Origin of the sequence: Klebsiella sp. LTGPAF-6F (genome assembly GCF_001753185.1) — a bacterium.
Classification (GTDB): domain Bacteria; phylum Pseudomonadota; class Gammaproteobacteria; order Enterobacterales; family Enterobacteriaceae; genus Klebsiella; species Klebsiella michiganensis.
The window spans coordinates 5,527,479-5,540,142 of sequence record NZ_CP017450.1; the positions used below are offsets into that span (position 1 = coordinate 5,527,479).

At 53.7% G+C, this 12,664-nt stretch carries 12 protein-coding genes and 1 tRNA gene; 3 read left to right on the forward strand and 10 right to left on the reverse strand.

The genetic code is table 11. The features are described 5' to 3' along the window. Positions 1-291: 291 nt before the first annotated feature. Positions 292-1,635 carry an argininosuccinate synthase gene (gene argG / locus BJF97_RS25855; RefSeq protein WP_004106101.1) on the forward strand — a complete coding sequence of 448 codons (1,344 nt, stop codon included), beginning with the start codon at positions 292-294 and terminating at the stop codon, positions 1,633-1,635. A 151-nt stretch (positions 1,636-1,786) separates the two neighbouring features. Here the strand turns inward: argG and BJF97_RS25860 are convergent. From BJF97_RS25860 to rlmE, 6 genes are all read right to left on the reverse strand, one after another. Continuing rightward, positions 1,787-1,873: transfer RNA gene (locus BJF97_RS25860), tRNA-Leu, on the reverse strand. 14 nt (positions 1,874-1,887) lie between these two features. After that, positions 1,888-2,217 (reverse strand): preprotein translocase subunit SecG, encoded by a 330-nt coding sequence (gene secG / locus BJF97_RS25865; protein ID WP_004106103.1) that lies wholly within the window; start codon positions 2,215-2,217, stop codon positions 1,888-1,890. Positions 2,218-2,446: 229 nt separating this feature from the next. Beyond that, positions 2,447-3,784, reverse strand: a complete 1,338-nt coding sequence (gene glmM, locus BJF97_RS25870) for a phosphoglucosamine mutase (RefSeq protein WP_014226977.1) — start codon at positions 3,782-3,784, stop codon at positions 2,447-2,449. Then, positions 3,777-4,625, reverse strand: a complete 849-nt coding sequence (gene folP, locus BJF97_RS25875; RefSeq protein WP_014226978.1) for a dihydropteroate synthase — start codon at positions 4,623-4,625, stop codon at positions 3,777-3,779. The genes glmM and folP overlap by 8 nt, the downstream gene beginning before the upstream one ends. Positions 4,626-4,723: 98 nt before the next feature. Further along, positions 4,724-6,658: an ATP-dependent zinc metalloprotease FtsH gene (gene ftsH / locus BJF97_RS25880; RefSeq protein ID WP_004854549.1), complete on the reverse strand. Its 1,935-nt coding sequence runs from the start codon at positions 6,656-6,658 to the stop codon at positions 4,724-4,726. A gap of 99 nt (positions 6,659-6,757) precedes the next feature. Next, positions 6,758-7,387 carry a 23S rRNA (uridine(2552)-2'-O)-methyltransferase RlmE gene (rlmE, locus tag BJF97_RS25885; RefSeq protein ID WP_004106110.1) on the reverse strand — a complete coding sequence of 210 codons (630 nt, stop codon included), beginning with the start codon at positions 7,385-7,387 and terminating at the stop codon, positions 6,758-6,760. Positions 7,388-7,511: 124 nt separating this feature from the next. On the opposite strand from rlmE, the gene yhbY reads away from it, so the two are divergent. Then, positions 7,512-7,805, forward strand: a complete 294-nt coding sequence (gene yhbY / locus BJF97_RS25890; protein WP_032693272.1) for a ribosome assembly RNA-binding protein YhbY — start codon at positions 7,512-7,514, stop codon at positions 7,803-7,805. A 152-nt stretch (positions 7,806-7,957) separates the two neighbouring features. Here the strand turns inward: yhbY and greA are convergent, their stop codons facing one another. Continuing rightward, the gene (greA, locus tag BJF97_RS25895; RefSeq protein WP_004854554.1) at positions 7,958-8,434 is read right to left on the reverse strand and encodes a transcription elongation factor GreA; all 477 of its coding nucleotides are present in this window, start codon (positions 8,432-8,434) and stop codon (positions 7,958-7,960) included. A gap of 234 nt (positions 8,435-8,668) precedes the next feature. Between greA and dacB the strand changes: the two genes are divergently transcribed. Beyond that, positions 8,669-10,102 carry a serine-type D-Ala-D-Ala carboxypeptidase gene (gene dacB / locus BJF97_RS25900; RefSeq protein ID WP_032693260.1) on the forward strand — a complete coding sequence of 478 codons (1,434 nt, stop codon included), beginning with the start codon at positions 8,669-8,671 and terminating at the stop codon, positions 10,100-10,102. Positions 10,103-10,148: 46 nt separating this feature from the next. On the opposite strand, the gene cgtA is transcribed toward dacB, so the two are convergent. The 3 genes from cgtA to rpmA form a co-directional block, all read right to left on the reverse strand. Further along, entirely contained in the window at positions 10,149-11,321 is a 1,173-nt protein-coding gene (cgtA, locus tag BJF97_RS25905; protein ID WP_014226980.1) for an Obg family GTPase CgtA, read from the reverse strand. 15 nt (positions 11,322-11,336) lie between these two features. Then, complete coding sequence (locus tag BJF97_RS25910; protein WP_014226981.1) at positions 11,337-12,302, reverse strand: DMT family transporter; 966 nt, start codon at positions 12,300-12,302, stop codon at positions 11,337-11,339. Between the two features lie 95 nt (positions 12,303-12,397). Further along, positions 12,398-12,655, reverse strand: coding sequence for a 50S ribosomal protein L27 (gene rpmA / locus BJF97_RS25915; RefSeq protein ID WP_003861831.1), 258 nt, complete (start codon positions 12,653-12,655; stop codon positions 12,398-12,400). Positions 12,656-12,664 lie beyond the last annotated feature (9 nt).

A 12,664-nucleotide genomic window follows, 5' to 3' on the forward strand; every position in this document is an offset into this window, starting at 1 on the left:
TTTACTCGTTTTGAGTAAAAGACGCAAATACTGCTGGGATTTGGTACCGAGAGACGGGACATAAAATCGTAGTGAATTGTATTGATACTTCATATATTTTGTCAACATGAATTTCACATTGCCAGGTTTCGGTTCATGCTGGTATTTCTGGGTTTTTTGGCAAAAAGCGGCTCAGCCTCTTCCTGTCGCCAGCAAAAGATGATTAAATGAAAACTCACAATTAATGCATAAACATGCAATAAAGATTGTTGAGTCAAACTCACCACAGTCTATCTAGCAGGGTTTTATTTTATGACGACGATTCTCAAGCATCTCCCGGTTGGCCAACGTATTGGTATTGCTTTTTCTGGTGGGCTGGATACCAGCGCCGCGCTGCTGTGGATGCGTAAAAAGGGAGCAGTCCCTTATGCATATACCGCCAATCTGGGACAGCCAGACGAAGACGATTACGAGGCCATTCCTCGTCGTGCCAAAGAGTATGGTGCTGAAGGGGCTCGTCTGATCGACTGCCGTAAGCAGCTGGTTGCGGAAGGCATTGCCGCGATCCAGTGCGGCGCATTTCATAACACCACCGGCGGGTTGACCTACTTTAATACTACGCCGCTGGGCCGCGCAGTGACCGGTACCATGCTGGTCGCCGCAATGAAGGAAGACGGTGTTAACATCTGGGGCGACGGGAGTACCTATAAAGGCAACGATATCGAACGTTTCTATCGTTACGGCCTGCTGACCAACGCTGAGCTGAAAATTTACAAACCGTGGCTGGATAGCGACTTTATCGACGAGTTAGGCGGCCGCCAGGAGATGTCAGAGTTTATGATCTCCTGTGGGTTTGACTATAAAATGTCCGTTGAAAAAGCCTACTCAACCGACTCCAATATGCTGGGCGCGACGCACGAAGCTAAAGATCTTGAATTCCTGAACTCCAGCGTCAAGATTGTGAACCCGATTATGGGCGTCAAGTTCTGGGATGAAAGCGTCAAAATCCCTGCGGAAGAAGTCACCGTTCGCTTTGAACAGGGCCATCCGGTTGCGCTGAACGGGCAGACCTTTAGCGATGACGTTGAACTGATGCTGGAGGCTAACCGCATCGGCGGCCGTCATGGTCTGGGTATGAGCGATCAGATCGAAAACCGTATCATCGAAGCGAAGAGCCGCGGCATCTATGAAGCCCCGGGAATGGCGCTACTGCATATTGCCTATGAGCGTCTGCTGACCGGTATTCATAACGAAGATACCATTGAGCAATACCACGCGCACGGTCGTCAGCTGGGTCGTCTGCTGTATCAAGGGCGCTGGTTCGATTCCCAGGCGCTGATGCTGCGCGACGGCCTGCAGCGCTGGGTAGCAAGCCAAATTACCGGCGAAGTGACGCTTGAACTGCGTCGCGGCAACGACTACTCCATCCTGAATACCGTCTCTGATAATCTGACCTATAAAGCAGAGCGTCTGACGATGGAAAAAGGTGACTCGATGTTCTCCGCTGAGGATCGTATCGGCCAGCTGACGATGCGCAACCTGGATATCACCGATACTCGCGATAAGCTGTTTGGCTACGCGCAGTCCGGACTGCTGACCGCGTCTTCCGCCACTGGCCTGCCGCAGGTGGAAAACCTGGAAAATAAAGCGAAGTAACGCTGCAGAGAAATTCGCAAAGGCCGCTAACGCGGCCTTTTTTATGCAGAAAAATCCCGAACCCAACCGGACATATCTGCCGCTAATGCTGCTGCTCAACTTTTTGGGGACGAAAAAAAAAGACGCTTTTCAGCGTCTTTCTTCAGGAAATTGGTACCGAGGATGGGACTCGAACCCACAAGCCCGTTAGGGCACTACCACCTCAAGGTAGCGTGTCTACCAATTCCACCACCTCGGTACGGATACTGCTTATCAGTGCGGGATGTCGCTGCTCGGCTGCGCCGGCGCGGTCGGCTGAGTTTGCTCAGTTTTCGGCGCGCTCAGATTATCCCACTCACTTCCTTTATTGGTCTTGTTGCTGTTGATATTGCCCAGCGCCAGACTGATGATGAAGAACAGCGCAGCCAGGATACCAGTCATACGGGTCATGAAGTTACCAGAACCGCTGGATCCAAACAGAGTGCCGGAAGCGCCTGCTCCGAAGGAGGCTCCCATATCAGCGCCTTTACCTTGCTGCAGCATAATCAGACCCACAAGGCCAATTGCCACAATAAGGAAAACAACTAAAAGAGCTTCGTACATAATCAACCTGTTCCTTGCGGATTTGCCGCATACCAAGTGCTTCGACCAATAAAGCGGGACGTTTTAACGTTTCCCACTGAAGCGGGTGTGAATACTAACCAAAGCGAATGACCTTCGCAAGGGCAATTTCAGCGCATTGTATCAAGTGCGGAAAAAAACAGCAAAAAGCGATTTTTTGTCGATTAAAAAGGCGGCAAGCGTCGCCTTTTTAATCACTTAGCAAGAGAAATTAAACGCTTTTTACGGCATCGGCGATACGGTGGGCAAATTCGTGCACCTGCTCTTCGTGCTCACCTTCCACCATAACGCGAATCAGCGGCTCTGTGCCTGATTTACGCAGCAGTACGCGCCCCCGATTGCCCAGCGCCGCTTCCACTTCAGCCGTTACCGCTTTTACGTGCTCATGTTCCAGCGGGTTACCGCTACCTTCAGTAAAGCGAACGTTAACCAGAAGCTGCGGGAACATTTTCATTCCGCTGCACAGGTCGTGCAGGCTCATATGGTTACGCACCATCGCCGCCACCACCTGCAGGCTGGCGACAATCCCATCCCCCGTCGTGGTTTTATCCAGTAAGATCACATGACCGGAGTTTTCTGCGCCAATGCGCCAGCCTTTCTCCTGCAGCTTCTCCAGCACATAGCGGTCGCCCACCTTCGCGCGAACGAAAGGAATGCCCAGCTGTTTGAGCGCCAGTTCAAGGCCCATATTGCTCATGAGCGTCCCGACGGCGCCGCCCCGCAGCTGCCCCTGGCGTAGCCCCTCACGGGCAATGATATAGAGGATCTGGTCACCGTCGACTTTGTTGCCTTCGTGGTCCACCATGATGACCCGATCGCCATCGCCATCGTAGGCAATACCCAGGTCGGCTTTCTCCGCCAGCACGCGCGCCTGCAGAGCACGAACGTCCGTCGCCCCGACCTCTTCATTGATGTTGAGGCCATCAGGCTCACAGCCCATCGCTATAACCTGAGCGCCCAGCTCGCGGAAAACATTCGGCGCAATATGATAAGTCGCCCCGTGAGCGCAATCGACTACCACCTTCAAAGCATTGAGGCTCAGCTCGTTCGGAAAGGTGCCTTTGCAAAACTCGATATAGCGACCGGCGGCGTCGACGATACGACTGGCTTTACCCAGCTCGGCGGAATCCACGCAGGTCAGCTCTTTTTCCATTTCGGCTTCAATGGCTTCTTCTACCTCATCCGGAAGCTTGGTACCTTCGATAGAGAAGAATTTGATGCCGTTGTCATAAAATGGATTATGTGAAGCGGAAATCACAATCCCGGCTTCCGCGCGGAAGGTGCGCGTCAGATAGGCAATTGCCGGCGTTGGCATCGGGCCGGTAAAAGAAGCGGATAATCCCGCGGCGGCCAGTCCAGCCTCCAGCGCGGACTCCAGCATATACCCTGAAATACGGGTATCTTTACCAATAATAATCTTCCGTGAACCGTGGCGTGCCAGCACCTTACCCGCCGCCCAGCCCAGCTTTAATACAAATTCTGGCGTTATTGGCGCATCGCCTACGCGGCCACGAATACCATCCGTACCAAAATATTTGCGGTTACTCATAACGTTTATTTTCCTTAGCGGCCAGGGTAGCTTCCACCACGCGCAGCGCTTCTACCGTTTCTTTGACATCATGGACGCGAATAATCTGCGCGCCCTGCATTGCAGCAATGACTGCGCAAGCCAGGCTGCCATTCAGGCGTTCCGTCGGCCCGACATTCAGCAACTGACCTACCATCGACTTACGTGACATGCCTACCAGCAGCGGAAGACCAAAATGATGGAACTCTCCAAGTCGGGCAAGCAGTTCATAATTATGAGAAAGATTTTTACCGAAACCAAATCCCGGGTCGAGCAACAATTTATCTTTTGCGATACCGGCCCGTTCGCAGCGCACAATATGTTCGATAAAAAAGCGCTCAACGTCAGCAAACACGTCCGCGTACTTCGGGGCATCCTGCATTGTCTTCGGCTGACCCTGCATATGCATCAGGCACACCGGCAAGCCCGTTTCAGCCGCCGCCTCCAGCGCTCCCGGTTCGGTCAGCGAGCGGATATCATTGATGATATGCGCGCCAACACGCGCTGACTCGCGGATCACCTCCGGCTTTGAGGTATCAACGGAAATCCAGACTTCAAAGCGCTGGGCAATCGCTTCTACCGTCGGAATGACTCGCGCCAGCTCTTCCTCGACGCTGACATCTGCCGCCCCCGGACGCGTCGATTCCCCACCGATATCAATGATAGTCGCCCCGGCATTGATCATCAGATTGGCATGCTTCACGGCTTCGACCAGCGTGTTGTGGGTCCCGCCATCAGAGAACGAATCCGGGGTAACGTTAAGAATACCCATCACATGTGGGTGAGAGAGATCGAGGGTTGAGCCCTGGGCTACAAGTTTCATCGCTAAATCCCTGAGTCAGAGAAAGATTGAAAAAGAAAAACCCCGGAGCAAACGCTCAGGGGTTTTAGAAAAGTACAACAGCATCAATAACGGCTAACTTATTTGTCGCCCAGCTGTTCTGACATCGTATTACCCGGGTTTGGCGTACGCGGTTCATCAACCGGACGCGGCGCACGAGGCGTGCCATTGTTGTCAGAATTGTTGGACGAGCCCGGTTCTTCCCAGCCAGCTGGCGGGCGAACATCGCGGCGAGCCATCAGGTCATCAATCTGCGGGGCGTCGATGGTCTCATATTTCATGAGCGCGTCTTTCATCGCGTGCAGGATGTCCATATTATCGTTCAGGAGCTGGCGTGCACGATTGTAGTTACGCTCAATCAGTGACTTCACTTCCTGGTCGATGATACGCGCCGTTTCATCGGACATATGCTTCGCTTTCGCAACGCTGCGGCCAAGGAATACTTCACCTTCTTCTTCGGCATACAGCAGCGGGCCGAGTTTGTCAGAGAAGCCCCACTGGGTCACCATGTTACGCGCCAGGTTGGTCGCGACTTTAATGTCGTTCGACGCACCGGTAGAAACATGCTCTACGCCGTAGATAATCTCTTCCGCCAGACGACCGCCGTAAAGGGTAGAAATCTGGCTTTCCAGCTTCTGACGGCTGGCGCTAATCGCGTCGCCTTCAGGCAGGAAGAAGGTGACACCCAGCGCGCGACCGCGCGGAATAATCGTCACTTTATGCACCGGATCGTGTTCCGGCACCAGGCGACCAATAATTGCGTGACCGGCTTCGTGATACGCGGTGGACTCTTTCTGCGCTTCCGTCATCACCATGGAGCGACGTTCCGCACCCATCATGATTTTGTCTTTCGCTTTCTCGAATTCAACCATCGATACAACGCGCTTGTTGCCACGAGCGGCAAACAGCGCAGCTTCGTTCACCAGGTTTGCCAGGTCAGCACCGGAGAAGCCAGGCGTACCGCGGGCGATAATTGCCGCGTCGATATCCGGCGCCAGCGGTACGCGACGCATATGCACTTTCAGAATCTGTTCGCGACCGCGGACATCCGGCAGACCGACCACAACCTGACGGTCAAAGCGGCCTGGACGCAGCAGCGCAGGGTCAAGAACGTCCGGACGGTTGGTTGCCGCGATAACGATGATACCTTCGTTACCCTCGAAGCCGTCCATCTCAACCAGCATCTGGTTCAGCGTCTGCTCACGTTCATCGTGACCACCGCCCAGGCCAGCGCCACGCTGACGGCCCACGGCGTCGATTTCATCGATAAAGATGATGCACGGAGCCGCTTTCTTGGCTTGTTCAAACATGTCGCGCACGCGGGATGCACCCACACCGACGAACATTTCAACGAAGTCAGAACCGGAAATCGTAAAGAACGGCACCTTTGCTTCACCCGCGATGGCTTTTGCCAGCAAGGTTTTACCGGTACCCGGAGGGCCGACCATCAGGACGCCTTTCGGGATTTTACCGCCCAGCTTCTGGAAACGGCTCGGCTCGCGCAGGTATTCAACCAGTTCACCAACTTCTTCTTTCGCTTCGTCACAACCGGCGACGTCGGCGAAAGTGGTTTTGATCTGGTCTTCCGTCAGCATACGCGCCTTGCTCTTACCAAACGACATGGCGCCTTTGCCACCGCCGCCCTGCATCTGGCGCATAAAGAAGATCCAGACGCCAATAAGAAGCAGCATCGGGAACCAGGAGATGAAGATAGAAGCCAGCAGGCTCGGCTCTTCTGGCGGCTCACCTACCACCTTGACGTTTTTAGTCAGAAGGTTATCAAGCAGCTTAGGATCGTTCACCGGGATGTAGGTCGTGTAACGGTTACTATCTTTCTTGGTAACGTTTATCTCACGTCCGTTGATACGCGCTTCGCGAACCTGGTCCTGATTGACCTCCTGCAGGAAGGTAGAATAATCCACCTTGCGGCCATTCGACTCGCTGGGCCCAAAGCTCTGGAATACTGACATCAGCACAACGGCAATGACCAGCCAGAGTATTAGGTTTTTCGCCATGTCACTCAAGGGATTAACCTCATATTACAACTGTGTTAAAAACAGCGTCAGGATACTCTATATCCAGCGTCTTTCAAACTTTCGTTTGAAATCTGCCGGTTATGGTTTACGCCCGGTCGCTACAATATACACTTCACGCGAACGGGCGCGAGAAGAGTCCGGCTTACGAACTTTGACCTTCGTAAACAGGGAGCGAATCTCTCTTAGATACTCATCGAAGCCTTCGCCCTGGAACACCTTCACTACAAAACTACCACCTGGCGCTAATACATCACGAGCCATTCCAAGCGCCAGTTCCACCAGATACATGGCCCGGGGAATATCCACCGCCGGTGTTCCACACATATTTGGCGCCATATCGGACATGACAACTTGTACTTTACTGTCACCTACACGCTCAAGTAACGCTTTCAGGACTAATTCATCACGAAAGTCGCCCTGAAGGAAGTCCACACCAACGATTGGATCCATAGGTAAAAGATCGCAAGCAATGATGCGGCCGCTGTTACCGATCTGCGTAACCGCGTATTGCGACCAGCCACCGGGTGCAGCGCCGAGGTCAACTATCGTCATCCCCGGTTTAAAAATCTTGTCACTTTGCTGTATTTCATCAAGTTTAAACCAGGCACGGGAACGTAACCCCTTTTTCTGTGCCTGCTGAACATATTTATCGCTAAAGTGTTCCTGAAGCCAACGACTTGAGCTGGCAGAACGCTTTTTACCTGTCATTTAACATTCCCATTTCGGGTTCATCGTACTTCGCGACGTAAAAATCGACGCGGTAGTTTGGCGATATATGGGAGATGGCGGTAGAATGAACCGTTTTCAATCCCAACGTAAGCAAAAAAATACGATGAATCTGAGTACTAAACAAAAACAGCACCTGAAAGGTCTGGCACATCCGCTCAAGCCGATAGTTATGCTTGGCAACAATGGTTTGACCGAAGGGGTACTGGCCGAGATTGAACAAGCGTTAGAGCACCATGAACTTATCAAGGTGAAGATCGCCTCGGAAGATCGCGAAACTAAAACCTTGATCGTGGAAGCTATCGTGCGCGAAACCGGCGCCTGTAATGTACAGGTCATCGGTAAAACGCTGGTTCTGTACCGCCCGACTAAAGAGCGTAAAATCTCGCTGCCACGCTAAGAATATCCTGGTTATCGACACAACTTTGTGTAAATCGAGGGTTTTCTGCGGGTAGACGAGCAAAATGCCATGCTCCGGACGCTGATAAAAGGCCGCTACGCGGCCTTTTTCCTTTCTTTACAATCCATCAACATCGTAGCGTTAAATTCGAATTAAAGGTACTCAACCTTAAGAATTTCGAATTCGACTTCCCCGCCCGGTGTACGGATAACCACCACATCGTCCTGCTCTTTACCGATTAAACCACGTGCAATCGGCGAGTTTACAGAAATCAGATTTTGCTTAAAATCGGCCTCGTCATCGCCAACGATACGATAAGTTTGCTCTTCATCCGTATCGAGATTCAGAACGCTGACCGTCGAACCAAAAATCACCCGGCCATTGTTGGGCATTTTGGTGATATCGATGACCTGCGCGTTCGACAGCTTCGCTTCGATATCCTTAATGCGACCTTCACAGAAGCCCTGCTGTTCACGGGCAGCATGATACTCAGCATTTTCTTTCAGATCGCCGTGCTCGCGGGCCTCAGCGATGGCTGCGATGATTTCAGGACGACGTACGGACTTCAGGAAATCCAGTTCTTCGCGCAGTTTTTCAGCGCCACGTAAGGTCATCGGAATAGCTTGCATTTGTTATACCTCTTTTTCATTCCTTCATGGAGCAGACAACGCCGCTCCGCAGCCGGTCAAGACTTGAGCAGGGCCGGAGCAAAAGAAAACCGACCCGGAAAGTCATCCCCAGGCCAGCAGCAATTTTCAATTTGATACGTATTTTACCCTGAAGTTCACTATGGGTCATCGTTTACTTTACAGGGCGATGCACCGTAGTATGACGGACTGGTTTCAGGTTGTTAGCGCGAGATTATGCGATTTTCCAGATTTATCATCGGATTGACTGCCGGTATAGCGCTTAGCGCTCAGGCGGCGAATATTGACGAGTACATCAATCAGCTTCCTGCGGGCGCAAACCTTGCCTTTATGGCGCAGAAGGTGGGATCCCCGACGCCGGAGATAGACTACCATAGCCAGCAGATGGCGCTCCCCGCCAGCACCCAAAAAGTGATAACCGCGCTTGCTGCGCTGCTGCAACTGGGTCCGGACTTCCGCTTCACCACGACGCTGGAAACGAAAGGCAGACTCGATGGCGGCGTCCTGAAAGGCGACCTCATTGCGCGCTTTGGCGGCGATCCTACCCTCAGGCGTCAGGATATTCGTAATATGGTGGCCACGCTGAAGAAAGCAGGCGTCCAGCGAATTGAAGGTAATGTGCTGATCGATACCTCCATCTTCGCCAGCCATGACAAAGCGCCTGGCTGGCCATGGAACGATATGACGCAGTGCTTTAGCGCCCCGCCGGCGGCGGCGATTGTCGATCGGAACTGCTTCTCCATCTCGCTCTATAGCGCGCAAAAGCCGGGCGATCTGGCGTTTATTCGCGTGGCGTCTTACTACCCGGTGACCATGTTCAGCCAGGTGCGTACGCTGCCCCGGGGCTCTTCTGAAGCCCAGTACTGTGAGCTTGACGTGGTTCCCGGCGATCTGAACCGTTACACCCTGACCGGCTGTCTGCCGCAGCGCAGCGAGCCGCTGCCGCTGGCTTTTGCCATTCAGGATGGCGCCAGCTACGCCGGTGCGATTCTGAAAGCTGAGCTGACCGACGCCGACATCACCTGGAGCGGTACGCTGCTGCGCCAGACGCTGGCAAACGATCCGGGTACCGTCCTGGCAAGTACACAATCTGCGCCGCTGCACGATCTGCTGCGTATTATGCTGAAAAAATCGGACAACATGATCGCCGATACGGTATTCCGCACCATTGGGCACGCTCGCTTCAGCGTACCGGGTACCTGGCGAGCCGGTTCCGATGCGGTACGGCAGATCTTACGTCAGCAGGCCGGCGTCGATCTCGGGAATACCATCATTGCCGATGGCTCAGGTCTGTCGCGCCATAACCTCATCGCACCCGCGACGATGATGCAGGTGCTGCAGTACATCGCCCAGCACGATAATGAACTCAACTTTATCTCGATGCTGCCTCTGGCCGGCCATGATGGTTCTCTGCAGTACCGCGCAGGGCTGCATCAGGCAGGTGTCGATGGCAAAGTCTCGGCGAAAACGGGCTCACTGCAGGGGGTGTATAACCTGGCCGGTTTCATCACGACGGCCAGCGGGCAGAAGATGGCGTTCGTGCAATACCTGTCTGGCTACGCCGTGCCTCCGGCCGACCAGCGTAATCGCCGCATTCCACTGGTGCGGTTCGAAAGCCGATTGTACAAAGACCTCTATCAGAACAATTAAAGCAAAGAGGGCCGCATCATTGGCGGCCCTTTTCGTTTGTTCAGGATTAACGTTTGTAGATGAATTCAACGCCTTCTTCGTCGTCTTCATCCCAATCATCATCCCAGTCTTCATCATCTTCCACTTCAGCTTCTTCAAGCTGCTGGCGGTGATAGTCGTCCCACATAAACTCGACTTTTTCGGCAGGCTTCGCTTCTTCCGCATGCACAATCGGGTTTTCGATGATAAAGGTCATCACGTCCCAGCACAGGTCTTTTACGCCCTGCTGGCTGGCCGCCGAAATCAGGTAGAACTTATCTTCCCAGCCCAGCGCCTGCGCGATAGCTTTCGCTTTCGCTTCCGCCTCAGCTTTGTCCATCAGGTCAATCTTGTTAAAGACCAGCCAGCGCGGCTTAGAAGCCAGTTTCTCACTGTATTTTTCCAGCTCACCGATAATAATCCGCGCGTTCTCCACCGGATCGGATCCGTCAATCGGCTCGATATCGATGAGATGCAGCAGCACGCGACAGCGCTCCAGGTGCTTCAGGAAGCGAATACCGAGACCCGCGCCTTCAGCGGCGCCTTCAATCAGTCCCGGGATATCCGCCACCACGAAGCTCTTCTCGTTGTCCATACGCACCACGCCGAGGCTCGGCACCAGCGTAGTAAACGGATAGTCAGCGACTTTAGGCTTCGCGGCGGAAACGGCACGAATAAAGGTCGATTTACCCGCATTCGGCATTCCCAGCATGCCGACGTCCGCCAGCAGCATCAGCTCCAGCTGCAGATCGCGCTTATCGCCAGGCGTCCCCATCGTCTTTTGACGTGGAGTACGGTTAACGGACGATTTGAAACGGGTGTTACCCAGACCGTGCCAGCCGCCTTTGGCGACCATCAGGCGCTGACCATGCTTGGTCATATCACCCATCGTCTCGCCGGTGCCCTGATCGATGACGCGAGTCCCTACCGGTACCTTCACCGTTACGTCTTTACCACGTTTACCGGTACAGTCACGGCTCTGACCGTTCTGCCCGCGCTCAGCGCGGAAAGACTTCTCAAAACGGTAGTCGATCAGGGTGTTGAGGTTTTCGTCCGCCTCAAGCCAGACGTCACCGCCATCACCGCCGTCACCGCCGTCCGGGCCGCCTTTCGGGATATATTTTTCGCGGCGGAAGCTAACGCAACCATTGCCGCCATCACCTGCTACGACCAGGATCGTTGCTTCATCAACAAACTTCATTTTACTCTCCGTAAATCATTCGCCTGAGCGGGGGAGCGGCACAACCGCTTCTCGCTTACGCCACCGTCCCCAAAGACGGTGGCCGACGGCGGAATACATCGCGCCCGCAACCACGACAAACGCACCGAGATAACCCATCAGGTTCAACAGCGGTCTGGCGAAAACGTCGGGCCAGGCCAGTGATAATAAATCTGAAAATAGCAGCGTAAACAGCGGCGTTAAGGTAATCAACGCGCTCACCTGCGCCGCCTGCCAGCGCGCCATCGCTTCCGCCAGGGCGCCGTAGCCGACCAGGGTATTGAGCCCGCAAAAAACCAGACAGGCCAGCTGCCAGTCGCTTAATGCCAGCACCTGCGAAGGCTTCGCTAATGGCAATAGCGATATCGTACATAAAGTGTACAGCAAAAAAAGGATTTGCTGTGATGCCAGACGGCGCAATAACACCTTTTGCGCGACGCCGTAGCACACCCACACCGTCGCCGCACCTACGCCGAAAATTACCCCCCACGTGTAGTCCGTCAGGCGGGTAAAAATCTCGATCAGGCTGGTGTTAAAAAACATCACCAGACCGCTCACCAGCATCAGCGCTCCCACAACCTGAGTGCCGCGCATTTTCTCTTTAAGGACAAAAACGCTGGCCACCATCATGCCGACCGGAGACAGCTGGCCAATCACCTGGGAAGCGGTGGGGCTGAGATATTGCAAGGAAGAACTAAACAGAATGAAGTTACCGAACAAACCCGCTGTCGCAATAACCAGCAGTACCAACCACCGCGGCTTGCGAAAAATCCGCAGCGGGGGCAGTTTTCTTTTCATGGCGAGGATAGCGCCAAGACCAAAACTTGCCATCAAAAAGCGGTAAAACACCACCGTCGGCGGTTCCATCACTTCAAGAACCTGCTTCATTGCTATCGGCAGGGCACCCCAGCACATCGCCGTGGTGAGCGCTAAAATAATGCCGATGCCGGCCTGCTGCTTCATGCCCGTTTTCCCTGCAGAAAATTTTCCGGGGTTTCAATGTAAAAAGCCCCGCAACACGTTGCGGGGCTTTAATCCGTTACCGGACCACGAAAAACTTACTCAGCAACGATGCTGATGTATTTACGGTTGTTCGGGCCTTTAACTTCGAATTTCACTTTACCGTCTGCTTTAGCAAACAGAGTGTGGTCACGACCGCAACCTACGTTAGTGCCAGCGTGGAATTTGGTACCACGTTGACGAACGATGATGCTACCCGCCAGAACGGATTCGCCACCGAAACGCTTAACGCCCAGGCGTTTAGCTTCTGAATCGCGACCGTTACGAGTTGAGCCGCCAGCCTTTTTATGTGCCATTTAAATCTC

What these genes read in the sequence shown, in the direction of transcription:
- argG (WP_004106101.1), top strand. Translation starts at nt 292, where the DNA reads ATGACGACGATTCTCAAGCATCTCCCGGTTGGCCAACGTATTGGTATT.
- secG (WP_004106103.1), bottom strand. Translation starts at nt 2,217, where the DNA reads ATGTACGAAGCTCTTTTAGTTGTTTTCCTTATTGTGGCAATTGGCCTT.
- glmM (WP_014226977.1), bottom strand. Translation starts at nt 3,784, where the DNA reads ATGAGTAACCGCAAATATTTTGGTACGGATGGTATTCGTGGCCGCGTA.
- folP (WP_014226978.1), bottom strand. Translation starts at nt 4,625, where the DNA reads ATGAAACTTGTAGCCCAGGGCTCAACCCTCGATCTCTCTCACCCACAT.
- ftsH (WP_004854549.1), bottom strand. Translation starts at nt 6,658, where the DNA reads ATGGCGAAAAACCTAATACTCTGGCTGGTCATTGCCGTTGTGCTGATG.
- rlmE (WP_004106110.1), bottom strand. Translation starts at nt 7,387, where the DNA reads ATGACAGGTAAAAAGCGTTCTGCCAGCTCAAGTCGTTGGCTTCAGGAA.
- yhbY (WP_032693272.1), top strand. Translation starts at nt 7,512, where the DNA reads ATGAATCTGAGTACTAAACAAAAACAGCACCTGAAAGGTCTGGCACAT.
- greA (WP_004854554.1), bottom strand. Translation starts at nt 8,434, where the DNA reads ATGCAAGCTATTCCGATGACCTTACGTGGCGCTGAAAAACTGCGCGAA.
- dacB (WP_032693260.1), top strand. Translation starts at nt 8,669, where the DNA reads ATGCGATTTTCCAGATTTATCATCGGATTGACTGCCGGTATAGCGCTT.
- cgtA (WP_014226980.1), bottom strand. Translation starts at nt 11,321, where the DNA reads ATGAAGTTTGTTGATGAAGCAACGATCCTGGTCGTAGCAGGTGATGGC.
- BJF97_RS25910 (WP_014226981.1), bottom strand. Translation starts at nt 12,302, where the DNA reads ATGAAGCAGCAGGCCGGCATCGGCATTATTTTAGCGCTCACCACGGCG.
- rpmA (WP_003861831.1), bottom strand. Translation starts at nt 12,655, where the DNA reads ATGGCACATAAAAAGGCTGGCGGCTCAACTCGTAACGGTCGCGATTCA.